Origin of the sequence: Leucobacter alluvii, assembly GCF_039530485.1 — a bacterium.
Classification (GTDB): domain Bacteria; phylum Actinomycetota; class Actinomycetes; order Actinomycetales; family Microbacteriaceae; genus Leucobacter; species Leucobacter alluvii.
In genome coordinates this window covers 434,194-457,207 of sequence record NZ_BAAAOP010000005.1, presented here as the reverse complement: position 1 = coordinate 457,207, position 23,014 = coordinate 434,194, and the positions used below count along the sequence as shown (strand labels likewise).

Below are 23,014 nucleotides of genomic sequence, written 5' to 3'. Positions count from 1 at the left end.
GCGCCCAGCGCCCGCGCGCTGAGCGGCACGGCGCCGGCGGCGGAGCGTCGAGGCGTCGCGCGCCGGCGGGGTGGCGGGGTCACCGCGCTGGGCGCATACTGGGCAGCACCCCGGCGATCCGCCGCCCACTCGGGTGCGCGAGCCGGGCGCGCAGCAGAGGAGCTCGCATGTCACTCTCGCCACAGCCCGATGAGACGATCGAGCCGTCGCCCGTCGAGACGCCCTTCGCCGCCGCATTCGATGCGGAGCGCGATCTCTCGATCACGCGCATCATCCGCGCTCCCCGTGCGATCGTGTGGCGCGCGTGGACGGATCCGGATCGCCTGGCCCGCTGGTGGATCCCCGCCCCCATGACGGCACGCGTCGAACGGCTCGAACTCGTGCCGGGCGGCGCGCTCATCACGAGCATGAGCGAGGACGGAAGGGCCTTCGAGCCGCACATGAATGCCGTGTCCGTGACCGTCGAGGCCTCGAGGCGCATCGTCTTCACGAATGCGCTCGACGCCCAGTGGCGGCCCGCTGCTCCGGCACCCGTTGCCGTGACCGCCGAGTTCACCCTCACCGACCACCCGGAGGGCACGGCGTACCGGGCCACGGCGCGTCATGCGAGCGCGGACGTCCGCGCGAGGCATGAGGAGCTCGGCTTCGTCGACGGCTGGACGATGGTGACCGCGGCACTCGCGGCACTGGTCGAGCGCGAGGTCTGAGCGGGCCGCGCCCGAGTCCGATCAGCGGGCGAGCGCAGAGAGCAGCGCGGCGGCCTTGAGGTGCTTCTCCGCGACCTCGTCGGCGGCGACTGAATCGATGGTGATGCCTCCCCCGGCGCCGACAGCGACCGCAGGCCGATCGCCCCGCCGCATCTCGACGCTGCGAATCGTCATCGCGAGCTCCGCGTCGCCCCGGCGATCGATCCACCCGAAGCACCCGGAGTAGAACCCGCGCGGCCCGCCCTCCAACCGCTGCAGCAGCTGCACGGCCCGGAGCTTCGGGGCACCCGTCATGGAACCGCCGGGAAACGCGGCGACGATGGCGTCCCAGATGCCCTGGCCGCCCGCCAAGGTGCCGGAGACCGTGCTCACGAGCTGATGCACATGAGCGTGGGTCTCGATATCGAGAAACCGGTCGACGCGCACCGAGCCCGGCTCGCACACGCGACTCAGGTCGTTGCGCATCAGGTCGACGATCATCAGGTTCTCCGCGCGCTCCTTCGGATCGGCCGCGAGTGCTGCCGCGAGCGCACGATCGCTGCTCGGCGACCCTCCTCGACGACGGGTGCCCTTGATCGGGTGCGTCGAGACCGTCGCGCCGCGGACCGAGAGGAACCGCTCCGGGCTCGCGCTGACGAGCACGTGCGAGCCCGCGTCGACGATTCCGCCCCGCACCGGCGCTCCTGACCCGCTCAGGCGTCGGTACACCTCGATGGCGTCGAACACTCCCGTGGCCTCGGCGGTGTCGGTCAGGCAGAGCACGTAGGCGTCGCCCGCCCGGATGGCGTCCCGGCAGCGTTCGACCGCCGCGGCGTAGTCGGCATCCCCGCTGCGCCACTGGGCCGGGGATGCTTCGGGATCAGACGCCGGCGCCGGCATCTCCGTTCCTCGCTCCCGGGCGCGCAGATGCTCTCCGTGCTCCGCGAGCCACGCATCGACCGCGGCGGTGCTCGGTCCGCGCAATTCGACGGCTCCGGAGTCGTGATCGACGGCCACGACCACATCGCACCGGAGCGCAACGGCGGCAGGGTCGGCGGGGGTCCCGGGCTCCACGTCCGACGCCACGGGCGGCTCGAGGAGCGCGACGCCGAATTCGTAGGTGAGGGCGATGACCCATCCCCCTGCGAAACCGACGGTTGCCCGACGGGCGCCGTATACCGGCGCGTCTCCAGCGGTGTCCGAGGCGTGGTCACCGGCGGGCGGCACGGCGTCCGACGCGTCCCGCAGATCCGAGAGGAAGGCGCGTTCGCCCCCCGGGGCGGCGAGGCGCACCTCGCCCGCGATCCCGAGCGTCGACACCCGCGGCTCCCCCGGTGCTGCCCCGGCTCCGTCGAACCAGAACCAGGGCGACCCGGTGTCGGCGAAGCGACGTGCGATCTCGACGGCGCTCACGCGCGCACGCACGGCGCGAGCGACCGGTTCACGCATCGGATCGGGCATCGTCTCAGCGTACCGCCGGTGCTACGCTCACGACATGCACGAGGGAGACGGGATCGTTGAGTCGCGCACGGAGTTCGCTGCCGCCACCGCGTGGGCTGTGAGCGTGGTCGACGGCGTGCCGGATACTCACTGGCGTGCCCCTGGTCTCGGCGATTGGGATCTGCGCGCGCTCGTCGGGCACACGAGTCGCGCGCTCCTCACGGTCGAGCGGGGGCTCGCCGCACCGCTCGAGGTCGATGCCGTCGGGGGCGCGGAGCAGTACTTCGCCCGTGCGTCCGGCGCGACTGCGGCGAGCGGCGCTTCGGTGAGCGCCCGCGGAGTCGAGGCGGGCACGGCGCTCGGCGAGGACCCGGCTCTGCGCTTCGCCGAGATCGCTGCTCGTGTACTCGGCGCCGTGCGAGACGCCGGAGACCCGATCGTCAGCACGGTCATCGGCGGAATGCGATTGAGCGCGTACCTGCGGACTCGCACCTTCGAGCTGATCGTGCACGGTCTCGACATCTGCGAGGCGGTGCGTGCCGCGTCTGACACCGCGAGCACCCGAACGGGCCTGCCCGACGAGTTCGCCGAGCCTCCGACCGCTCCGCTTCTGAGCACGATGCGGCTCGCCGGAGCCCTCGCGGTCGGCAACGGAGACGGCCGGGAGGTGCTGCGCGCCCTTACGGGACGCGGGGAGCTTCGATCGGGCTATTCCGTGCTCGCGCGCCCGCGTGAAGATCGCAGCACGAGTGCCCAGAGTCGGGACCGGGATCGGTGACCCCGGAGAGCGGCACCGACGGGGCCACGGGCAGGCTTCTCGCCGCCGACTCGTTCCGCGTGCGCGGTGCGGTCAGGGGCGGTGAAGCGGGCGCGCACGTCGACGCAGCGGTGCGCGGTTTCGCGCGCCACCTCGAGCGCTTCGCGCAGACGGCCCACGCCGCCTGGCTCGACGCGTCGCCAGAGGCGAACCCCGCGGAGGTCAGAGGTCGCGTCTCCGCGTTTCTCGATTCGGCGCGCAGCCGACTCGCGAGAAGCGGAGACGGGTTTCCCCGGTTCGAACTGTGGGAACCCGGCCCGAGCGACAGCATTCGCGAACCCCGACTCGCTCTCGCGATCCGGAAACTGCCGCAGTTGCAGCTCACGATCTCACTCCGATCGTGTCCGAGCGGGCCGCTGCCGCGCGCTCGCCGCAAGGGGCCCAACATCGCCAGCTACGCCGCACTCAGGCACGAGCTCGGGGCCGAGCCGCTCCTCCTCGATCGCGACGGTCGCGTGCTCGAGGGAGCGACGACCAGCCTGATCTGGTGGAACCGTGAAACGCACCGGGGCGCCGTTTCTGCACTCCCCGACCGCGTCCCGTCGATCACGGAAGCGCTCATCCGCGAAGCTGCCGAGCTCGAGCCGCGGGTCGCAACGCTGAACGAGCTGCTGCACCACGAGGTCTGGGCGGTCAACGCCCTCCACGGCATCCGACCGGTGTCGCACCTCGACGGTGCCCGTTGCGCACCGCACGATCAGGAACGACTGGCGCACTTCCGCGAGATGCTCGATCGCCGCTGGGAGCCGATCACAGATCCACGCGCGAGGCGCTGATCTCCTGCGGCAGCTCGGTATGGGTGATGAGGATCACCGCCCGATCATCGGGCACTGCCCCCAGCAGGTCGAGCACCAGTCGGTCGGCGAGCTCGCGATCGACGCCCGCGGTCGGCTCGTCGAGCACGACGACCGGGAAATCGGCCAGGATGGCGCGAGCGAGCGCGATCCGCTGCGCCTGACCGCCGGAGATCCATGCTCCGTCCGCACCCAGCCGCGCATCGAGGCCGCCGCGCTCGAGCGCCCACTCGGCGAGACCGACGCGATCCAGCACCGCCCAGAGATCGTCGTCACTCGCGGTACCGCGCTCCTCGCTGTCGCGGGCGAACTTGAGATTCTGGCGCAGATCGGAGTCGAAGAGGTAGGGCCGCTGCTCGCAGAGACCCACGATCTCGCGCACGGCGTCGGCAGGCAGCGCCCGTGCATCGAGGCCTCGCACTCGGTACTCCCCGCGCGATTCGAGGAATCTCACGAGGGCGAGCGCGAGGGTGCTCTTGCCCGCTCCGCTCGCGCCGCGAACGACGAGCGTCTCGCCCGCATCGAGAACGAAATCGACGCCGCTGATCGCATCGCTCGCGGCCCCCGGGTACCTGGCGGCGAGCCCGCGCACTTCGATCAGCGGCGCTCCGACGGGGGCGCGAACCGCTTCGCGCCCCACCGGAGACGGTTCATCGGCATCTCCCGAGTCGGCGACGATTTCGCTCGGCAGCGCGCCCTCCGTGAGATCGGCGACGCGATCGGCGCTCGCCTGCACCGTACGCCTGGCAGACAGAGCTGCGGGAACCTGCGCGAAGACCTCGAAGACGGCGGCGGGAACGACGACGGCAGCAGCGAAGAGCGGCGCGGAGAGCCCATCGCCCAACGTCGGCAGCATCGCGACGATTGCAAGGAGCGAGGCCGCTCCGGCAGCGCACCCGAGGACGGCAGCCGTGAGGCCGGCCGAGCGCGCGCGGCGGAGCTGGAGGGTCGCGAGGCGCTGCTCGGCAGCGGCGATCCGCGCGCGCTGCATCTCGACGGCGTCGAAGGCCAGGAGCACCTCGCCCGCGGAGAAGCGCTCGAGCAGGGCGTCGACGACTGCGGCTCGTGCGGCGCTCAGCTCCCGATCCTGCGCGCCGGAGAGCCGGTTCGCCAGCGCGACTGCCACGCCGCCGCCGATCACGAGCGCGCCGAGCAGCACGAGCGCGGCCGGCACCGATATGAGTGCGACGAGCATCACGCTCAGACCTGTGACGATGCCGCTCACGATGAGCGGCTGGCGCACCCGCAGCGCTTCGTCCTGCAGCTGGTCGACGTCATCGACGAACGCTGCGAGCACTTCTCCCCGCCGGTGCGATTCCAGTGCGCCCGGCACCCGCGGCACGAGTGAGGCGAAGGTGCGCGACCGCAGCACGGCGAGCTGAGCGAGCGCCGCATCGTGGCTCGTGAGCCGCTCGGCGTACCGGAAGGCGGCGCGACCGATCGCGAGCGCTCGCACGCCGACGATCGCGAACGTGAGATGGAGGATCGGGGGCTGCTCCCCCGCCCGCACGATCAGCCACATGCTCAGCCCGAGCAGGCCGACGACGCTCGCATCTGCCAGCACTCCGAGCAGAATGCCGGGAAGACGCCGCGACCGGCTCGGCATGGCCCGATCGAGTACCGCTCGCCGCTGCCGACGGGTGACCGCTTCGGTCTGCATCGCGCGCATCAGGCGTCCACCCCCGCAATGCTCGGCTCCGGATGGCTCGCATCGATGCGCACCACGCGATCGGCTGCCCGGTGCACCGCTTCCCGATGGCTGACGACGAGCACGGCCCGCCCGGCATCCGCCTCCGCGCGAAGAGCGGCGCACACCAACGCCTCGCTCGACGAGTCCAAGGCAGAGCTGGGCTCATCGAGCACGAGCGCGCCGCAGTCGAGCCGCCATGCTCGATACAGCGCCCTGGCCACGGCGATGCGCTGGGCCTGACCACCGGACACGCCGGCACCTGCGACGCCCAGCTCGAGGCCGAGGTCGAGGTGCTCGAGACCGACGGCGTCGAGCGCGCGCCGCGCGAGCGCTCGATCGGGTTCGTCCGACCCGAGCGCCACATTCTCGGCGATGCTGCCGTGCAGCAGGCCGGGACGCTGGCCCGACCACGCGAGCGCACCGGGTGCGATGATACGCCCGCGGATCGGCTCGACGAAGCCGAGCAGCACCGCGACCAACGTCGATTTTCCGGCGCCGGATGGTCCGGACATCGCCACCATCTCTCCTGGAGCGACATCGAACGACACGGGGCCGACGACGCGCCGGCCTCCCCTGGCGACGCTGACCGCATCGAAACTCAGTCCGGGCTGTCGCCCGTCAGCCGAGCGCCGCGCGTCGCGAGCGCCACCGCCCTCAGAGGATGCTGCCCCGTTCGGGCGCGAATCAGCCGCCTCGATGATCGCGAAGACCCGCGACGCAGCCGCCAGGCCTTCGGTCGATGCGTGGAACGCAGCACCGACCTGCCGGATCGGCACGAAGGTCTCGGGGAGCAGCAGCAGCACGAAGAGGCCGAGCCCGAGGGGGAACTCGCCACTCACCAGCCGGGTTCCGACCGTCACCGCGACGAGCGCGATCGAGAAGGTGCCGGCGAGATCGAGCACGAACCCCGAGAGGAAGGTGACGCGCAGCACGCTCATGGTGCGCGAGCGGTACTCATCGGTCTCGCGGGTGATGCGCGCGACCTGCCGGCCCTGCCTGCCGAAGATCCGCAGAGTGGCGAGGCCGGCAACGACGTCCAGGAATGACGATGAGAGGCGCTGCAACTGCTCCCACTGCCGATCCTGCACTGCCTGCGTCGCAAGACCGATGAGGATCATGAAGACCGGGATGATCGGGAACACCACGACCACGATCAGGCCGCTGAGCGGATCTGCGAGCAGGACGGCGAGGATGAGGATGGGAGTGGCGACACCCGTGAGCAGGAGCTGCGGGATGTACCCGGAGAAGTAGCCGTCGAGCGCGTCCAGCCCGCGGCCGAGCGACGTCGCCAGTTCGGCGTCGCCCGGCCCGTCATCCCGCTGGGGCGAGCGGGCGTCGAGCGCATCGAGCGCCGCCGCTCGGAGCTGAGCTTTCACGCGGACCGCACCGCGCGCCGCGACGGCGTCCATGCCCCAACCGGCGATGGAACGCACGCACACAGCGACCAGCGCGCCGAGCATGAGCCAGGGAAGCTGACCGGTATCGAACGCTCCCTCGTCGATTCTGCCCCGCACCCCGGGAATGCCGTCCATCACGGGAAGGGCTGCAGCGGTGACTGCCTGCGCCAGGCACCACGCCCAGGCCAGCACCGCGCAGGTGCGCAGCAGACCGAGCCCGGCGCCGATGATCAGCACGCCGCGCGCAGCGCGCGCATACCGGAGCAATCTCGGGTCGAAGGGTTTCACGAGGTTCCTGAGTGTCGATGGGCGGCGGAAGTCACAACCGCTCGAGGCAGTCTACGGGAGCCCGGGGAGTCACATCAGATGAAACCCCGGGCCCTGCGCACCGACTCAGTGCGCACCTACGGGAATCGCCTCCCGGGTCAACCGCTTCCGGAAGATCCAGTACGTCCACGCCTGGTACGCGAGCACGAGCGGAAGGGTGAAGACCGCGACCCACGTCATGAGCTCGAGCGTCTTCTGCGAACTCGCGGCGCCGACGATCGACATGGAGTACGAGGGGTCGATGCTCGATGCCATGAGATTCGGGAACATCGCCATGAAGATCGCGAGCAGAGCGAACGCGATGGCGATCGCGTTGCCGGTGAAGGCCCACCCTTCTCGTCCGACGAGATTCGCGGCCCAACCCCCGATGAGCGCGAGTGCGGCGACCGCTGAGCAGAGCACGATCACCCACAGCGTCGGGCTATCGGTGTGCTGCATGATCGTCCATCCGAGGAACGTCGCTCCCGCGATGATCGCCGCGGCACCGACCTTCGTGGCGAGCGAGCGAGCTCGCACTCGCATGTCACCCGCGGTCTTCAGCGAGATGAACACCAGACCGTGCGCGAACGTGATGAGGAGCATCGTGAGTCCGCCGAGCAGCCCGTAGGGGTTCAGCAGAGTGAGCAGTGTGCCCTGGTAGATCCAGCCGCCGTTCTCCATCGGCGCGATCGGGAGCCCCTGGGCGAGGTTCGCGAACGCGACGCCCCAGAGGAGCGGCGGCACCACCGAACCCCAGAAGATGAACTGATCGAACCACCGGGTCCATTCGCGACCCTTGCCCTGGTGCCGGTATTCGAACGAGACCCCGCGCAGAATCAGGGCGACGAGGATCACGAGGAGCGCCAGGTAGAAGCCGGAGAACATCGTCGCGTACCACTCGGGGAACGCGGCGAAGAGCGAGGCGCCCGCGACGATGAGCCACGTCTCGTTGAGATCCCAGACGGGACCGATCGTGTTGATGATGAGACGCCGGTCGCGGTCGTCCCTCCCGAGGAACGGCAGCGACATGCCAACGCCAAAATCGAATCCGTCGAGCACGAAGTAGCCGATGAGCATCGCCCCGACGATGAAGAACCAGAGTGTGGTGAGTTCCATGTCCGTCTCCTAGTAGACCGTGGCGAGCTGCTGGTGGTCGGCGTCGCCCGGCTTGCCGTCGGCGTCCGAGCTCAGCGCGATCTCGGGCGGGCCCTCTTTCGCCGCCTTCGTGATGAGCTTGAATTCGACGACGGCGAGGGCGCCGTACACGATCGTGAAGACGAGCAGGGAGATCAGCACCGCCCATCCGGGAACTCCGGGCGACACGCCCTGTTCGGTGGTCATCACGCCGAAGACGATCCACGGCTGCCGGCCCATCTCGGTGAAGACCCACCCCACGAGCGAGGCGAGCATCGGGAGGGGTGCGGTCCAGATCGCGACCTTCCACACCCAGTCGGGAAGGTCCATGCTCTTCCGGGTGATCCAGAGCCCGACGACCGAGACGAGCGCAGCGAGTGCGCCGAGGCCGATCATCCAGCGGAACGCCCAATAGGTGACCCAGATGATGGGCGCGAACTGACCGTCGGTCGGGCACGTGAGCAGCGAATCGGCGCCGCAGTACTGCGCGGTGTATTCGGCCTGCAGATCGCGGATGCCCTCGACGGACCCGTTGAACGTGCCGTTCGAGAGGAAGGACAGCAGATAGGGGATGCGGATCGAGAAGATCTCGTGGGCTCCGTCGGGGGTGCCGAGGCTGAACACGGAGAACGACGCGTCAGCGCCGGAGGCGTTCTCGTAGAGCGCTTCCGCAGCGGCCATCTTCATCGGCTGCGTCTCGGTCATGACCATGCCGAGCGAGTGGCCCGTGAGCCCGACGCCCATGAAGGCGGCGATGTTGGTCCACGCGCCGAAGCGGAGCGCTGTCCGCATCTCGTCGAGGTACTGCCCACGACGCAGGTGCCAGGCGGCGGTCGAGACGACGACGACTCCCGCGAACATCACGGCGGCGAAGATGGTGTGCGGGAACTGCGTCACGGCGACCGGGTTCGTGAGCACGGCGCCGATGCTGTCGAGTTCGGCTCGCCCGCGCTCCTCGTTGATGGTGAATCCATCAGGATTCTGCATGAATGCGTTCGCAGCGAGGATGAAATAGGCCGAGGCGACGGTGCCGAGCCAGACGAACCAGATCGTCATCAGATGGATCTTCTTCGGCAGCTTGTCCCACCCGAAGATCCACAGCCCGATGAAGGTCGCTTCGAAGAAGAAGGCGATGAGTCCTTCCATCGCCAAGGGGGCGCCGAAGATGTCGCCGACGAAGCGGGAGTAGTTCGACCAGTTCATGCCGAACTGGAACTCCTGCACGATGCCGGTCACGACGCCCATCGCGAAGTTGATGAGGAAGATCTTGCCGAACAGACGGGTGAGGCGCAGGTACTTGAACTTGCCCGTCTTCACCCACGCGGTCTGCAGGATGGCGACGAGCAGGCACATGCCGATCGTCAGCGGAACGAAGATGAAGTGGTACAGCGTCGTCAACCCGAACTGCCATCGCGATAGCGTCAGGGGATCAAAGAACTCGTTCATGTAACGCTCCAGAACGAAGGTCGCGCGCCCCACCAAGGGTGCACTCCCTTAGTGAGGTCCGCTACGAGATGTAATTCTCGCCGGAGCCATCGGCCGGATGCCGACTGACTCGATTTTACCGTTTCTGTGAGTTTCCTGCGAATCTGGTTCGGCTTCGAAGCATATTTCACTCGGCGCCGAACGGTATATCTCTCGACGTCGAAACGACCTCGCACTCGCCCGTGCCCGATGTTCCTTGCGACGTCGTCGTTACACTCGGTGGCGTGACCGACTTCCTGAGCACGTTGATCGAATGGATCCGCGACCTCGACCCGGTCCTGCGCACGCTGCTCGCAGGCGTCGGCATGATGCTCGAGACGTCGATCTTCGTCGGCCTCATCGTGCCTGGAGACACCATCGCGCTGGTGTCCGCCATCGGAGTGACCACGCCCGCTCAGTTCATCTGGCTCGTCATCGCCCTGATCCTCGGCGCCGTTGCCGGAGAGAGCATCGGCTTCTTCCTCGGCAGATGGATCGGACCCCGAATCCGGGCCAGCCGTGCCGGACGAAGACTCGGCGAGCGCAACTGGCGCATCGCCGAGCACTACCTCGGAGAACGCGGAGGGGTCGCGGTGTTCCTCTCGAGATTCCTGCCGGTGCTGCACTCGCTCGTGCCGTTGACCGCCGGCATGGCGGGAATGCGCTATCGCCGGTTCCTGGTCTGGACCGCAGCGGCCAGCATCGTCTGGTCGCTGATCGTCGTCTCGCTCGGCGTCGGCGCCGCCGCCGGATACGACCAACTCGCAGCACGCGTCAAAGGCGCCGGGTTCGTCTTCGCCGGTCTCGCCGCCGCTGTCGCACTCGCCATCTGGGGAATCAAGAAGTGGTTCCTGCGCCGCGAGCAACGCCACCTCGACGTCGCCGGCGCAGACGAATCGTCTGAGGATCCGCACACCCCGACGCCCTAGACTGTCCTGGTGACTTCGCCACCCCAGCCAGACCCTCGACCCCGCTTCGCGGCTCGCCTGGAGGATTGGCTGCACGGGCGCCGCGCCCGCCGAGCGATCTCGCGCGGGAAGAAGCCCTCCGTGATTCCGTACATCGGCTACGGCACGACCGAATGGGTGCGCGTGCTCGGACGCGTGCTGTACCTGAAGCCGGAGAGTCGCGAGCACACCCGCTTCCGGCCGGACGTGGCCGAGGTATCGCGCGTGCGCGGCTGGCGCACCTTCACGAGCCTCTCGGTGCCGCATCAGACGGTGCGCGTGCTCATCGACGGCGAGCCCGTCACCGAAGTGACGGCGGATCGCGGCGGGGTCATCGATGCCATCGTGCCGGTGCAGCTCGAACGGGGCTGGCACACCGTGACCCTTCAAGCCGGCGACAGCGAGGCGGCCGATGCCCCCGTGAACGTGGTGGCGCCGGAGGCCGAGTTCGGGGTGATCTCCGACATCGACGACACCATCCTGCTCACCGCTCTCCCCCGCCCGTTCGTAGCGGCGTGGAACAGCTTCGTGCTCGACGAGCATGCGCGTTCGGCGACACCCGGCATGGCGGTGATGCTCGATCACCTGATGGCCGAGCATCCCGGCGCTCCCGTCATCTACCTCTCGACCGGGGCCTGGAACGCAGCGCCCGCGCTCAGCCGCTTCCTGGCGCGCAATCTCTATCCGATGGGGCCGCTCCTGCTCACCGATTGGGGCCCGACGCATGATCGTTGGTTCCGGAGCGGCCGAGAGCACAAACGACGCGAACTGCGACGCATCGTGAGAGAGTTCCCCGGGATCCGTTGGATCTTGATCGGCGACGACGGGCAGCACGACGAGGCGCTGTACCACGAATTCGCGACCGCCCACCCCGAGAGCGTCGCGGCGGTGCTCATCCGTCAGCTCTCCGTCGGCGAAGCGGTGCTCGCCGGCGGGCGCTCGAAGGCGCGGCTGCACCGGAGCACGAGCGGCGTGCCCTGGGTGTACGGCCCAGACGGGGCGACACTGCGCGAGGAGCTGCGCAAGCTGGGACTTCTGTGACCGGACCCGCGACCCGCCCGTGGCGCCGGTTCGAGCGCGATCTCACCGGCCGGTTCACGGTGTCGGTGCGGCCCGCCTGGTGGCAGCTGGCCAAGGGCGCCGCCGCGGCGATCCTGACCTGGTTCATCTGCCTCGCGATCTTTCCGGAGCAGCTGCCGATCTTCGGAGCGATCGCCGCGCTGATCGTCATGCAGGACAACGTCGATCAGTCGCTCACCCGCGGAATCGAGCGCGTCGTCGGCGTGCTCGTCGGCGTGGGCGTGGCCATCGGCGCGGGCGCGCTCTTCGGTCCGCAGTCGTGGTTGTTCATCGCGGCCATCATCGTCGCGATGGGCGTCGGGTGGCTGCTGCGCATGACGCCTTCGGCCGCGAATCAGGTCGCGATCAGCGCTCTGCTCATGATCGCGCTCGGCGGCCTCGAACTGCACTACGGCGCCGAGCGCCTCATCGAGACAGCGATCGGAGCCGCGATCGGCGTGGCCTTGAATGCGCTCGTCGTCGCCCCGGTGCGCACGTCTTCGGTGCATCTCGCGATCGTCGACCTCACGCAGCACTCGGCCGAGGTGCTGCGTCGCATCGCCGACGCGCTCGACGAACCGCGCAACCGGCCCTGGCTCGCCGAGATGCTCGCCGACGCCAGGGGGCTGCAAGAAGAGCGCACCCGCGTCCACGCCCTCCTGCGCCAGGCCCGCGAGAGCCTCAGGTTCAATCCTCGCAGTCGGCGCTATCGCGAGGGTCTCGCGGAGGACGACGCACAGTTCGAGCGCCTGCAGCGCATCGTCACGCAGATCGTCGGCATGGCTCGCGCGCTCGCCGATCTCTACGCCCCCGAGCTCACCGACGACCCCTTCGTCATCGGCATGGCGGAGGAGATGCGACGTGCCGCGCACGATCTCGAGCTCCTCGTCGAGGGCGGCACGAGGGGCGAGGGCGCGGTCGAGCCACTCGCGCTGACCACTCCCCTCACCATCCCGAGGCCGAATGAGCAGCACTGGGTACTCATCGGCTCTCTGCTGGAGGATCTGCGCCGCGTGCGCGGGCGCATCACCGGCGAACTCGATTGAAACGACGAATCGCCGCCCCGCTTCCGCGGTGACGGCGATTCCAGCAGTGTCGTCGGCTACTTGACGAGCGCCGCCTGCACATCGAGCGTGATCGTCACATCGGACCCGAGCAGCAGCCCGCCCTTTTCGAGGGGAGCGTTCCAGGTCAGCCCGAAGTCCTCGCGCTTGATCCGCGTGGTCGCGGTGAAACCGGCCTTGTAATTGCCGTAGGCGTCCTCGCCGAAGCCGCCGAACTCGAAGTCGAAGGTCACCGGCTTCGTCACCCCGCGGAGCGTCAGATCGCCGTCGACGAAGAAGTTGCCGTTCTCCTCGCGCACGCCCGTCGACACGAAGGTCAGCTTCGGGAACTCATCGGCGGCGAAGAAATCACCGGTGGCCAGGTGGCCGTCGCGGTTCTTCTCGTTCGTGTTCACGGAGGCGACGTCGGCGCTCGCGGTGACGCTCGACTCGAGGGGGTTCTCCGCCGTCGTGAAGGTGGCTTCGAAGGACTCGAACTTGCCCTTGACCTTGCTGATGGCGAGGTGGCGAACGGAGAAGCCGACCTCGGAGTGCGTGGGGTCGACGGCCCACGTTCCGACGCGGTACCCGGGGATCTGCTCTGCGGTGATGGTCATGTCATGCCTTTCGATTGAGTGTGCGAGGTCCGATGAGCACAACTATTACATGCAGACGAATATTCCCGGGTGCGAGCAGAAACTTTTCCGCGCGCGGCTCCGGGGCTATCGGGGGCGTCGCTTCGCGCTTTCGCGCGCACGGAGCACGGTGTCGGGCGTGGCCGCGACCGGCGTGAATGAGCCGTAGCGCCTGCGCGCGGCTTCCCCGATGAGGAAATCGCTGAGCGCGGGATTCTTGGGCAGCAGGGATCCGTGCAGGTAGCTGCCGATCACATTCGCCGTGCGCGCTCCCTCCACACCGGCGCCGGGGGCATTGCCGGCTCCCTGCACCACCCGGCCCAGGGGCGCAGAGCCGGGCCCGAGCTGCGTGCTGCCGCTGTGGTTCTCATAGCCGATGATCTCGCCGAACGCCTCCGTGTCGAGCACGACGTTCCCGATCATCCGTTCCGTCCCGCCGAGGGTCTCGACGTCGAGCACGCCGATCCCCGTGAGCTCGTCACCCGCATGCGTGATGAAGCGGTGGCCGAACAATTGATAGAGACCGCAGATCATGAGCATCGGCACACCGTCGTCGGCGAGGGTGCGCATCTGATCCGCCCGCTGCGCGAGATCGAGCGCGACCCTGCCCTGACCCGAGTCCTGCCCGCCCCCGCCGACGATGATGTCGATGGTGTCCGGAAGCGGGTCGCCGGGGTTCACATCGACCACCCGCGGCGAGAAACCATGGGCGGCGGCTCGGCGCGAGAGCGAGAGCACATTGCCACGGTCACCGTAGATATTCATGTCTCGCGGGTAGAGCGAGACGATGGCGAGTTCGCGATCGATATCGTTCACCAGACGTCCTCCACATCGGTCAGATCGGCGAGGGCGCGACGCAGGTCGAGCATCGCGGTGTACGTGCAGTAGATGCGCCGCGGGCGACCGAGCGTGCGCTCCCGGAAGGTCGCCAGCGCGCGACGGGGGTCTTCCTCGACGTGCCCGACCGGGACGTCGTCGTGCTCGAGACGCAGTGCCATGTCCCAGGCACGCGTACCGCACACCGTATCGACGCCGGACTCCGCGAGAGAGGTGAAATCGACATCCCACAGCCACGACATGTCCCGGCCGTCCGCGTACTGATCGTTGATCGCGATCATCGCGGCGACGCCCTCGGCCTGGAACGACGCGAGCCCCAGTCGGAATCCAGCCGGATTCTTCACGAGGACGAGTTCGAGCGGTTCCCCGTCGAGCACCAGCTGCTCGCCTCGCCCGAATGCCGGGCGGATCTCCGAGAGCGCCGTCACAAGTTCGCCGGTCGTGGCTGCCGCGCGTCGCCCCGGGGCCTCAGGAGCGATCGGCCCGGCATCCAGAATCTGACGCACGAGGGCGAGCGCAGCCGCCGCGTTGAAGGTGTTGTACAGCCCTTCCAGCTTGAGCGAGGTCCGGTACTGACCGCCGTCGACGCCGAACACCGCTTCATGGTCCCCGACCTCGAGCAGCATCACGTCAGCCGGCGTGCGCTGTTCCCGCGCCGCCTCTGCCGGCGTCGCTGAAAGATGGAAATCGTCGTCACTCGGGAACATGGCGAGGAGCGCATCGGAGAGACCGAACTCGCGAACGTCGACGTGCGCGCCGGTGCGGGCTCGAGTGAGCTCGCCGATGGCTGCGATCAGTCGATCTTCACGATTCACCACCAGACCCTCGGTCGTGGCATCTGCGATCCGCTGCAGAAGTTTGGCGGTCGTATCGATCTCACCGAAACGGTCGAGCTGATCGCGCAGCACGTTCAACAGCAGTGTGAACCGAGGAGCCACTCGGTCGATGAAGTACATCGCGTGGGCTTCATCGAGTTCGAGCACGGCGACATCCGCATCGAGCCGACCGCGCAGATCGCTCTCCTGAATCGCTGCGGCGACGACCCCGCGGGAGAAATTCGAACCCGTACGATTCGTGAAGACGCGCAGCCCACGGGCCTCGAGCAGTTCGACGACCATCTTCGTCGTCGTCGTCTTCCCGTTGGTTCCGCTGACCGCCACGACCCCGTACGGCAGCCGGCCAAGGACACGGCTCAGAAAGCCGGGGTCGAGCTTCTCGATCACGAGGCCGGGCAGAGCCGACCCGCCGCCGCGGAGCCGGGCGACCTGCCGCACCGCCTTGCCGATACCGGCTGAAACCACATCACGCATGCTCCCAGCCTAGAGGCAGCGACGAATGCAGCCGAACGCGCGCGCCGCACACGCGGCGTGGCGATCACTCGGCCGCGTGCCGCCCCGGAGGTCGGCCCAGCATCTCGCGCGACAGCAGTTCGGGTCTGACCCGCCCGGTGCGTTCGATGCGCTGTTCGCGACGCCACGCGTCGATCGCGGCATGATTGCCGCTCAACAGCACCTCTGGCACCGATCGATCGCGCCAGTTCGCGGGTTTGGTGAAGCTCGGGTACTCGAGGAGTCCGTCCTCTTCATGCGATTCCTCGACCAAGCTCTCGGGATTGCCGACGACGCCGGGAACGAGCCGGCCGATCGCCTCGATCATCGCGATCGCAGCGACCTCTCCCCCGTTCAGTACGTAGTCCCCGATGCTGACGAGCCGGACTCGCCCACGACTCGCATACTCGTCGAAGACGCGCTGGTCGATGCCCTCGTACCGGCCGCACCCGAAGACGAGGTGCGTTTCGTCGGCGAGCTCGCGGGCCATCGTCTGCGTGAAGACATCGCCGGCGGGCGATGGGAAGATCACGAGCGGGTCCGCGTCCGGCTCGGCCTCACTGAGGATGCCGTCCAGGGCCTCGCCCCAGGGCTCCGGCTTCATCACCATTCCCGCACCGCCGCCAGCGGGGGTATCATCGACGGTCCGGTGCTTGTCGTGCGCGGAATCCCGCAGATCGTGCACGTGCACCTCGATGAGTCCCCGCTGTCTCGCCTTGCCGAGCAGCGAGAGCTCGAGCGCGTCGAAATAGCCGGGGAAGATCGAGACGACGTCGATCCTCATTCCGGACTCTCCTCCGAGCCGCCTGACCGCGAATCACCGGCGTTGCCGCTTTGCGGAGCATCAGTTCCGTCGGATTCCGCCTCGGACTCGTCGAAGAGCCCAGGCGGCGGCGTCACATGTACGACGCCTGCGGCGATGTCGACGCTCGGCACGATCGCGGTCACGAACGGCACGAGGACGGGACCGTCGGCGGTCGTGACCACCAACAGGTCCTGCGCGGGGAGATGCTGCACCTCCGCCACGACACCCAGCTTGACCGCCTCGCCGCCCGGCTCGGCTGCGTCGCGAACGACGTCGAGGCCGACGAGCTGGTGGTGGTACCAGGCGTCGTCTTCCTCGCCCTCCGCAACGGCCTGCTCATCGATCCACAGAATCGCGCGGACGATGCTCTCGGCCGTCGTGCGGTCCGGAACCTCGGCGAAGAATCCGACCGGAGACTCGTTGAACCAGCGCAGGTCGCGCATCGTGATGGTGCGACCGAACCAGGGCGAATCCGTGGGAACCTGCAGGTGGAATTCTGCGCCCGGCACGAAGCGGAGCTCCGGATTATCGGTGAAGAGCTCGACCTTGAGCCCGCCCTTGAGACCATGCGGTTTCGTGAGGCGACCAACGCGGAGGCTCCCCGCCCCGCTCGCGGGACGGGGAGCCTGCGCTCGCCCTTGCGGATCCGCCATCAGGCTTCGGTCTCCGCACTATCGGCAGCGTCGGTGTCCACGACATCGACGCGCACACGTTCACCGCCGGCGAGCGAGAGCACGAGCGTGCGCAGCGACGAGGCAGTGCGACCGCCTCGACCGATGACACGACCGAGATCACTCGGGTGCACGTGCACCTCGAGAACGTCGCCGCGCCCACCGTCGCGCACATCGACGCGCACCCGATCAGGGTGATCGACGATTCCGCGCACGAGGTGCGCGAGCGCCTCTCCGAGTGCCTGCTGAGCCAAAGGTGTCAGGCCTCGGTCGACTCGGCTGCAGCGTCTTCGGCCGGGGCTTCCTCGGCAGCGGCAGCGGGCTTCTCAGCCTTCGGGCGCAGTACGGGCTTCTTCGCAGCATCGGCCTCGAAGGGGACCTTCGCCTCGGGAGCGAGGATCTTGGACTCGGTCTCGCCGGTTCCGGTGTACTTGCCCCAGTCGCCCGAGAGCTTCAGGATCGCCGCGACCTGCTCGGTCGGCTGAGCGCCGACGCTCAGCCAGTACTGCGCACGATCCGAGTCGACCTCGATGAAGGAGGGGTTCTCGGTCGGGTGGTACTTGCCGATCTCCTCGATGACGCGGCCATCGCGCTTGGTGCGCGAGTCAGCGACGACGATGCGGTAGTAGGGCGCGCGGATCTTGCCGAGGCGCTTGAGACGGATCTTGACAGCCATGATGACTCCTTGAATCGGTGAACGATGCCGCATCTCGTGCCAGACGGCCGGATCGCGGAAGCGTGGGCGCGCAAGATGCGCGAACCCGTCAATAGTGCCACACTCGGCGGCATATTGCAATTTTTGCTGCGAACAGGCTTTCTTACCGCAGACCCTTGCCGAGCATCTGCTGCAGCTTGGCCAGATCCTCCTCATTCGGCTGCGCAGCGCCGCCTCCGCCCAGGCCGAATCCGGAGCCGCCCTCGGACGCGCCGGATGGTTTCGCGGCGATTCCGGCGGCATCCTGAGCACGCTTCGCCGGGTTGCCAGAACGTCGCTTGCCCTTGCCCTTCGCGGGCTGCTGCTTCTTGCGGCCGCCGCCCATCCCTGGCACCGGCCCCATTCCGGGAATCTGCGGCACGCCGCCGCGGGCGACGGTCTTCATCATCTTCGCCGCCTGCTCGAAGCGCTGCACGAGCTGGTTCACGTCGGTCACGGTCATGCCCGATCCCTTGGCGATGCGCAGCCGCCGGGAGCCGTTCAGCAGCTTCGGGTTCTCGCGCTCGGCCTTCGTCATCGACTGGATGATGGCCTCGGTGTGCACGATCTCCTGCTCGTCGAAGTTGTCGAGCTGAGACTGCATCTTGCCCATGCCGGGCAGCATGCCCATCATCTTCTTGAGCGAACCGGCTTTGCGCAGCTGCTGCATCTGACCGAGGAAGTCGTCGAGGGTGAAGGCGTCCTGCGAGATCTTCTCCGCGACCTTGCGGGCTTCGTCCTCGTTGAACGCGGACTGCGCCTGCTCGATGAGGGTCAGAATGTCGCCGAGGTCGAGAATGCGGCTCGCCATGCGGTCCGGGTGGAACGGCTCGAAGTCGTTCAGCCCCTCACCGGTGGAGGCGAAGAGGATCGGGCGGCCGGTCACACTGCGGATGGAGAGCGCCGCGCCGCCGCGCGCATCGCCGTCGAGTTTCGTGAGCACGACGCCGGTGAAGTCGACGCCCTCCTGGAAGGCCTGAGCCGTCGCGACGGCGTCCTGTCCGATCATCGCGTCGATGACGAAGAGCACCTCATCGGGATCCGTCGCCTTGCGGATGTCCGACGCCTGCCGCATCAGCTCCGCGTCGACGCCGAGTCGGCCTGCGGTATCGATGATGACGAAGTCGTAGTGCTTGGAACGGGCCTCGGCGACGCCGCGCTTCGCCACCTGCACGGGATCGCCGACTCCGTTGCCCGGCTCGGGTGCGAAGATCTCGGCTCCCGCCTGCTCGGCGACGACTCCCAGCTGGGTCACGGCGTTCGGTCGCTGCAAGTCGCAGGCGACGAGCAGCGGCGTGTGCCCCTGATCGCGCAGCCATTTCGCGAGCTTCCCGGCGAGCGTGGTCTTACCGGCGCCCTGGAGCCCGGCGAGCATGATGATGGTCGGAGGGTTCTTCGCGAACTGCAGGCGCCGCTGCTCTCCGCCGAGAATCGCCACGAGCTCCTCGTTGACGATCTGGACCACCTGCTGCGCCGGGTTGAGCGCCTGGTTCACCTCATCGCCGAGCGCGCGTTCGCGCACCTTCGACGTGAATTCCTTGACGACGTCGAGCGCGACGTCGGCTTCGAGCAGGGCGCGGCGGATCTCGCGGACCGTGCTGTCGACGTCGGACGCGGAGAGCTTGCCCTTCGAACGAAGATTCTTGAGGGTGTCGGTCAGTCGCGCCGAGAGGTTTCCGAAAGTAGCCATAGCGGGTTCATTCTAGCTCGCATCGGTCGGGAAGTCGGCCCCGGTGAGCCGTTCTCCCGCAATGGGGGCTCACCGAGGTCGAATGTGTCACCGATGCCGATGGCTGGGCACATCGCTGGGCCGGCGGCTGGGCCCATCGCTGGGCCGGCGGCTGGACCGGCGGCCCACCTATTCGTAGGTGTAGAAGCCGCGGCCGCTCCCCTTTCCGAGGTACCCCTTGTCGATGTACTCGCGCTTGAGGTACTCCGCGAATTCGCGAGCCCCGGGCTTGTCGCTGTCCTTGTTGAGCATGTACGGAGTCATCATGCCGATGACGTCGAAGATCTGGAACGGCCCCAGTGGCGCGCCCGTGCCGATGCGCCACGTGCGGTCGATGTCCTCCGGCGTCGCGACGCCTCCCATCAAGAGCCCGCTCGCTGCGTCGAGCAACGGGACGAGGAGCGAGTTCAGCACGTAGCCCGGCTGCTCTTTCAGCACGCGGATCGGCACCATCCCGATCTCGTCGGCGAACTGCGCGACGGCCTCGAACGCGGCAGGATCGGTGCCGGCATGGCCCATCACCTCGCCGGTGTTGTTCTTCCACACCTCGTTCGCGAAGTGCAGCGCGAGGAACCGCTCGGGGTGACCGGAGGCCGGCGCGATGTCGCTCGGCAAGAGCGTCGACGAATTCGTCGCGAAGATCGCGGTCTCGGGAGCCAGTTCGCCGACGCGGCGCCACGTGTCGCGCTTGATCTCGAGGTTCTCAGGCACGGCTTCGATCACGAGCTCCGCTTGTGCCAGCGCCTCCCCCAGATCGGTCGTGGCGCGAATGCGCGCGACGGCGGCGTCGAGCTTCTCGGGCGTCGCGTCGGGAAGATCGCGGATATAGAGCGGCTTGAGGTACTCCCAGCGAGCGGGCAGCTTCTCCAACGCCTCATCGTCGATGTCGTACGCAACCACTTCTTTGCCGAAGTACGCCGCTTGGAAGATGATCTGAGAACCGAGCACTCCGGTGCCGAGTACGGTGAGACGCTGCATGATGACCCTTTCTCGATGGCTCCGGCCTGGTGGGCCAGAGCCTGCCTACACCCCCGGTCTACTCCTCGTACGGCAGGTGCGCTGCACATTTCGCGCAGGGCGAACAGGGCCTCGGAGCGGCAGCGGAGGGACTCAGCCGATCAACTGCTGCGCGAACACGTGCGGCGTGAATCCGGTGAGGTCTCCGATGCCCTCGCCCTGCCCGATCAGCTTGACCGGGAGGCCCGTCTTCTCCTGCACCGAGAGCACGAACCCGCCCTTCGCCGAGCCGTCGAGCTTCGTGAGCACGAGCCCGGTGACGCCGGCGTGCTGGATGAAAGCTTCCGCCTGCGCCAGACCGTTCTGACCGGTCGTCGCGTCGAGCACGAGGAGCACCTCGGAGACCGGAGCCTGCTTCTCGATGACACGTCGCACCTTGCCGAGCTCGTCCATGAGCCCGCCCTTGGTCTGCAGTCGGCCGGCGGTGTCGATGATGGCGATCTCGTAGTCGGCGTCGATGGCCCGCTGCACCGTCTGGAACGCGACGGAAGCCGGATCCTGCCCCGCCTGCTGCGGTTTCACGATGTCGACGCCGGCGCGATCCGCCCAGGTGGCGAGCTGCTCGACGGCGGCCGCGCGGAACGTGTCGGCCGCACCGACGAGCACGCGCTTGTCGAAGGCGGTCAGGTACTTGGCGAACTTGCCGATCGTCGTCGTCTTGCCGACGCCGTTGACGCCGACGACGAGAATCACGGCCGGGCGTTCGGAGAGGCGCAGCGTCGGATCGTAGGCGGCGAGGCGCTCCTCGATCGCGTCGCGCAGCATGCGCCGCATCTCTGCCACCTCCGTGACGCGATGACGCTCCACGTCGGCGCGGAGCGCATCGAGGATGGAGTCGGTGACATCGGGACCGAAGTCCGCGGTGATCAAGGCCGTCTCGAGGTCGTCCCAGGTCTCGTCCGTGATGAGCTCGGGCCCGCTGAAGATGTTGCGGAATGCTTTCGAGAAAGACCAGGATCGCTCTGCCATGTCCCCAGACTACCGCCGACCGCAGACGCGCATTCGAGCCCCCGATCCTGGATGAATTTTTGTCCGGGACCCACAATGCGTACGTGCGGGCGATGTGTCGGTATATATTTGGGCGACACTGTTGTCAGGGCGCACTCGTCGTCTCGACCGTTCAACGACCAATGGAGGTCCGGTGAACCCCACTCTGCACCGCAGACGAATGCCCATCAGGGGAATCCTGATGCTGGTGCTCAGTACCGTTCTCGTCCTGTTCGGCGCCGCACTCTCGGCAGTTCCGGCTCATGCGGCCGACACCTGCGAGCCCGACCCCGCCACCGGCTGCGTGCAGGGCGTCATAAAGCTGAGCAGCGGCGAGCCGGCGGCCGGTATCGAAGTCACGCTCAGCGGAGCGGGGGCCGAATCGACGGCGACGACGGATGACGCCGGGCGCTGGGTGTTCAGCGCGACGGAGGCCGGCACCTACACCGTGGCGATCGACGAGACCACGCTGCCGGAGGGCCAGTTCTTCAAGTCGGCGGGCGAACGCGAGGTCGAAGTCTCCCTGCACAACACCGCGAGCGCGCTGTTCCCCCTGACGGACGACCCGGAAGCCGCGAACACCGCACCTGAGACCGGGGGCGATGATGCAGACGCGAAGCCCGCCTCCGCGGCCTCCTCGGCCGACGCGTTCTCGTGGCCACGCTTCTGGCAGCAGTTCGTCTCCGGCATCCGCATGGGCCTGCTCATCGCCCTCGCGTCGCTCGGGCTCTCGCTCGTATTCGGCACGACGGGTCTCAGCAACTTCGCCCAGGGAGAGATGGTCACGATGGGCGGCTTGCTGGCCGCAGCGTTCATGGGCCTGACGGGGAATCTCTGGCTCGCCGGGCTGTTCGCGGTGATCGCCTGCGCGGGCTTCGGCTGGGTGCAAGACAAAGTGCTCTGGAAACCGCTGCGCAAGCGCCGTCTCAGCCTCATGCAGCTGATGATCGTCTCGATCGGGCTCTCGATCACACTGCAGTACACCTTCCAGTTCTTCTTCGGCTCCGGCGTCGTGCGCATCGACAAGAGCACGGCGGAGACCATCACGATCGCCGGCGTCACGCTGACGACGCAGTCGTACGTCGCCATGGGCGTGTCTCTCCTCGCGATCATCGCGGTCGGGCTCGGTCTCATGTACACCCGGTTCGGTCGCGCGACGCGCGCGATCTCCGATAATCCGGCGCTCGCACGAGCCTCGGGCATCGACGTGGATCGCGTCATCAACATCGTGTGGGTGGTCGGGGGCGGACTCGCCGGGCTCGCAGGCGTGTTCTTCGGGCTCGTCTTCAACGGCCTCAACTGGTTCACGGGCGGCACGATGCTGCTCATGTTCTTCGCCGCCGTCACGCTCGGCGGGCTGGGCACCGCGTTCGGGGCGTTCGTCGGGTCGATGATCATCGGGATGATCGTCGAGCTCACGAACATCTGGCTTCCCGGCGACCTCAAGTACGCGAGCGCACTGCTCCTCCTCATCCTGATCCTGCTGGTCAGACCGCAGGGCATTTTCGGACGCAAAGAGCGGATCGGCTAGGAC

General features: G+C 68.0%; 22 protein-coding genes. 7 read left to right on the top strand and 15 right to left on the bottom strand.

What is annotated here, in order from left to right; genetic code table 11:
* Positions 1-167 precede the first annotated feature (167 nt).
* Positions 168-707, top strand: a complete 540-nt coding sequence (locus ABFX18_RS06650) for an SRPBCC domain-containing protein (RefSeq protein WP_346057807.1) — start codon at positions 168-170, stop codon at positions 705-707.
* Positions 708-728: 21 nt separating this feature from the next.
* On the opposite strand, the gene ABFX18_RS06645 is transcribed toward ABFX18_RS06650, so the two are convergent.
* Positions 729-2,147 carry an anthranilate synthase component I family protein gene (locus ABFX18_RS06645; RefSeq protein WP_346057806.1) on the bottom strand — a complete coding sequence of 473 codons (1,419 nt, stop codon included), beginning with the start codon at positions 2,145-2,147 and terminating at the stop codon, positions 729-731.
* Positions 2,148-2,181: 34 nt separating this feature from the next.
* Between ABFX18_RS06645 and ABFX18_RS06640 the strand changes: the two genes are divergently transcribed.
* On the top strand, positions 2,182-2,904 hold the full coding sequence (locus ABFX18_RS06640) for a maleylpyruvate isomerase N-terminal domain-containing protein (RefSeq protein WP_346057805.1): 723 nt from the start codon (positions 2,182-2,184) through the stop codon (positions 2,902-2,904).
* On the top strand, positions 2,901-3,719 hold the full coding sequence (locus ABFX18_RS06635; protein WP_346057804.1) for an aminotransferase class IV: 819 nt from the start codon (positions 2,901-2,903) through the stop codon (positions 3,717-3,719). The genes ABFX18_RS06640 and ABFX18_RS06635 overlap by 4 nt, the downstream gene beginning before the upstream one ends.
* Here the strand turns inward: ABFX18_RS06635 and cydC are convergent.
* The 4 genes from cydC to ABFX18_RS06615 all read right to left on the bottom strand — a co-directional run bounded on the left by cydC (position 3,694) and on the right by ABFX18_RS06615 (position 9,710).
* A complete protein-coding gene (gene cydC / locus ABFX18_RS06630; RefSeq protein WP_346057803.1) occupies positions 3,694-5,406 on the bottom strand; it encodes a thiol reductant ABC exporter subunit CydC in 1,713 nt (570 codons plus the stop codon). The two genes, ABFX18_RS06635 and cydC, sit on opposite strands and share 26 nt — an antisense overlap.
* Entirely contained in the window at positions 5,406-7,112 is a 1,707-nt protein-coding gene (gene cydD, locus ABFX18_RS06625) for a thiol reductant ABC exporter subunit CydD (protein ID WP_346057802.1), read from the bottom strand. Before cydD ends, cydC begins: the two co-directional genes overlap by 1 nt.
* A 105-nt stretch (positions 7,113-7,217) precedes the next feature.
* Positions 7,218-8,246 carry a cytochrome d ubiquinol oxidase subunit II gene (gene cydB, locus ABFX18_RS06620; RefSeq protein WP_090148489.1) on the bottom strand — a complete coding sequence of 343 codons (1,029 nt, stop codon included), beginning with the start codon at positions 8,244-8,246 and terminating at the stop codon, positions 7,218-7,220.
* Positions 8,247-8,255: 9 nt separating this feature from the next.
* Entirely contained in the window at positions 8,256-9,710 is a 1,455-nt protein-coding gene (locus ABFX18_RS06615; RefSeq protein WP_211648203.1) for a cytochrome ubiquinol oxidase subunit I, read from the bottom strand.
* 263 nt (positions 9,711-9,973) lie between these two features.
* Here ABFX18_RS06615 and ABFX18_RS06610 point away from each other — a divergent pair, with 263 nt between their 5' ends.
* From ABFX18_RS06610 to ABFX18_RS06600, 3 genes are read left to right on the top strand one after another with little or no spacing between them, the layout of a single operon-like run.
* The gene (locus ABFX18_RS06610; RefSeq protein WP_090148486.1) at positions 9,974-10,657 is read left to right on the top strand and encodes a VTT domain-containing protein; all 684 of its coding nucleotides are present in this window, start codon (positions 9,974-9,976) and stop codon (positions 10,655-10,657) included.
* Between the two features lie 9 nt (positions 10,658-10,666).
* Positions 10,667-11,716, top strand: coding sequence for a phosphatase domain-containing protein (locus ABFX18_RS06605; protein WP_090148483.1), 1,050 nt, complete (start codon positions 10,667-10,669; stop codon positions 11,714-11,716).
* Positions 11,713-12,780 (top strand): FUSC family protein, encoded by a 1,068-nt coding sequence (locus ABFX18_RS06600; RefSeq protein WP_090148481.1) that lies wholly within the window; start codon positions 11,713-11,715, stop codon positions 12,778-12,780. Before ABFX18_RS06605 ends, ABFX18_RS06600 begins: the two co-directional genes overlap by 4 nt.
* Before the next feature lie 56 nt (positions 12,781-12,836).
* Here ABFX18_RS06600 and ABFX18_RS06595 read toward each other — a convergent pair whose 3' ends face one another.
* The 10 genes from ABFX18_RS06595 to ftsY all read right to left on the bottom strand — a co-directional run bounded on the left by ABFX18_RS06595 (position 12,837) and on the right by ftsY (position 21,462).
* Positions 12,837-13,394: a YceI family protein gene (locus tag ABFX18_RS06595; protein ID WP_090148477.1), complete on the bottom strand. Its 558-nt coding sequence runs from the start codon at positions 13,392-13,394 to the stop codon at positions 12,837-12,839.
* A gap of 105 nt (positions 13,395-13,499) precedes the next feature.
* Positions 13,500-14,228, bottom strand: a complete 729-nt coding sequence (locus ABFX18_RS06590; RefSeq protein WP_336661631.1) for a type 1 glutamine amidotransferase — start codon at positions 14,226-14,228, stop codon at positions 13,500-13,502.
* Complete coding sequence (locus tag ABFX18_RS06585; protein WP_346057801.1) at positions 14,225-15,559, bottom strand: MurT ligase domain-containing protein; 1,335 nt, start codon at positions 15,557-15,559, stop codon at positions 14,225-14,227. Before ABFX18_RS06585 ends, ABFX18_RS06590 begins: the two co-directional genes overlap by 4 nt.
* 64 nt (positions 15,560-15,623) lie before the next feature.
* The gene (gene trmD / locus ABFX18_RS06580; protein WP_346057800.1) at positions 15,624-16,361 is read right to left on the bottom strand and encodes a tRNA (guanosine(37)-N1)-methyltransferase TrmD; all 738 of its coding nucleotides are present in this window, start codon (positions 16,359-16,361) and stop codon (positions 15,624-15,626) included.
* Positions 16,358-17,035: a ribosome maturation factor RimM gene (gene rimM / locus ABFX18_RS06575; protein ID WP_234037057.1), complete on the bottom strand. Its 678-nt coding sequence runs from the start codon at positions 17,033-17,035 to the stop codon at positions 16,358-16,360. Before rimM ends, trmD begins: the two co-directional genes overlap by 4 nt.
* Positions 17,035-17,307: an RNA-binding protein gene (locus ABFX18_RS06570; protein WP_090148465.1), complete on the bottom strand. Its 273-nt coding sequence runs from the start codon at positions 17,305-17,307 to the stop codon at positions 17,035-17,037. The genes rimM and ABFX18_RS06570 overlap by 1 nt, the downstream gene beginning before the upstream one ends.
* Before the next feature lie 5 nt (positions 17,308-17,312).
* On the bottom strand, positions 17,313-17,729 hold the full coding sequence (gene rpsP / locus ABFX18_RS06565; protein WP_090148462.1) for a 30S ribosomal protein S16: 417 nt from the start codon (positions 17,727-17,729) through the stop codon (positions 17,313-17,315).
* A 142-nt stretch (positions 17,730-17,871) separates the two neighbouring features.
* The gene (gene ffh / locus ABFX18_RS06560; RefSeq protein ID WP_346057799.1) at positions 17,872-19,437 is read right to left on the bottom strand and encodes a signal recognition particle protein; all 1,566 of its coding nucleotides are present in this window, start codon (positions 19,435-19,437) and stop codon (positions 17,872-17,874) included.
* Between the two features lie 168 nt (positions 19,438-19,605).
* Complete coding sequence (locus ABFX18_RS06555) at positions 19,606-20,454, bottom strand: 3-hydroxyacyl-CoA dehydrogenase (protein WP_346057798.1); 849 nt, start codon at positions 20,452-20,454, stop codon at positions 19,606-19,608.
* Positions 20,455-20,586: 132 nt separating this feature from the next.
* Complete coding sequence (gene ftsY, locus ABFX18_RS06550; protein ID WP_090148455.1) at positions 20,587-21,462, bottom strand: signal recognition particle-docking protein FtsY; 876 nt, start codon at positions 21,460-21,462, stop codon at positions 20,587-20,589.
* 220 nt (positions 21,463-21,682) lie between these two features.
* On the opposite strand from ftsY, the gene ABFX18_RS06545 reads away from it, so the two are divergent.
* Positions 21,683-23,011 carry a branched-chain amino acid ABC transporter permease gene (locus ABFX18_RS06545; RefSeq protein WP_346058012.1) on the top strand — a complete coding sequence of 443 codons (1,329 nt, stop codon included), beginning with the start codon at positions 21,683-21,685 and terminating at the stop codon, positions 23,009-23,011.
* Positions 23,012-23,014 lie beyond the last annotated feature (3 nt).

What these genes read in the sequence shown, in the direction of transcription:
- ABFX18_RS06650 (WP_346057807.1), top strand. Translation starts at nt 168, where the DNA reads ATGTCACTCTCGCCACAGCCCGATGAGACGATCGAGCCGTCGCCCGTC.
- ABFX18_RS06645 (WP_346057806.1), bottom strand. Translation starts at nt 2,147, where the DNA reads ATGCCCGATCCGATGCGTGAACCGGTCGCTCGCGCCGTGCGTGCGCGC.
- ABFX18_RS06640 (WP_346057805.1), top strand. Translation starts at nt 2,182, where the DNA reads ATGCACGAGGGAGACGGGATCGTTGAGTCGCGCACGGAGTTCGCTGCC.
- cydC (WP_346057803.1), bottom strand. Translation starts at nt 5,406, where the DNA reads ATGCGCGCGATGCAGACCGAAGCGGTCACCCGTCGGCAGCGGCGAGCG.
- cydB (WP_090148489.1), bottom strand. Translation starts at nt 8,246, where the DNA reads ATGGAACTCACCACACTCTGGTTCTTCATCGTCGGGGCGATGCTCATC.
- ABFX18_RS06615 (WP_211648203.1), bottom strand. Translation starts at nt 9,710, where the DNA reads ATGAACGAGTTCTTTGATCCCCTGACGCTATCGCGATGGCAGTTCGGG.
- ABFX18_RS06595 (WP_090148477.1), bottom strand. Translation starts at nt 13,394, where the DNA reads ATGACCATCACCGCAGAGCAGATCCCCGGGTACCGCGTCGGAACGTGG.
- ABFX18_RS06585 (WP_346057801.1), bottom strand. Translation starts at nt 15,559, where the DNA reads ATGCGTGATGTGGTTTCAGCCGGTATCGGCAAGGCGGTGCGGCAGGTC.
- trmD (WP_346057800.1), bottom strand. Translation starts at nt 16,361, where the DNA reads ATGAGGATCGACGTCGTCTCGATCTTCCCCGGCTATTTCGACGCGCTC.
- rimM (WP_234037057.1), bottom strand. Translation starts at nt 17,035, where the DNA reads ATGGCGGATCCGCAAGGGCGAGCGCAGGCTCCCCGTCCCGCGAGCGGG.
- rpsP (WP_090148462.1), bottom strand. Translation starts at nt 17,729, where the DNA reads ATGGCTGTCAAGATCCGTCTCAAGCGCCTCGGCAAGATCCGCGCGCCC.
- ffh (WP_346057799.1), bottom strand. Translation starts at nt 19,437, where the DNA reads ATGGCTACTTTCGGAAACCTCTCGGCGCGACTGACCGACACCCTCAAG.
- ABFX18_RS06555 (WP_346057798.1), bottom strand. Translation starts at nt 20,454, where the DNA reads ATGCAGCGTCTCACCGTACTCGGCACCGGAGTGCTCGGTTCTCAGATC.
- ftsY (WP_090148455.1), bottom strand. Translation starts at nt 21,462, where the DNA reads ATGGCAGAGCGATCCTGGTCTTTCTCGAAAGCATTCCGCAACATCTTC.
- ABFX18_RS06545 (WP_346058012.1), top strand. Translation starts at nt 21,683, where the DNA reads ATGCTGGTGCTCAGTACCGTTCTCGTCCTGTTCGGCGCCGCACTCTCG.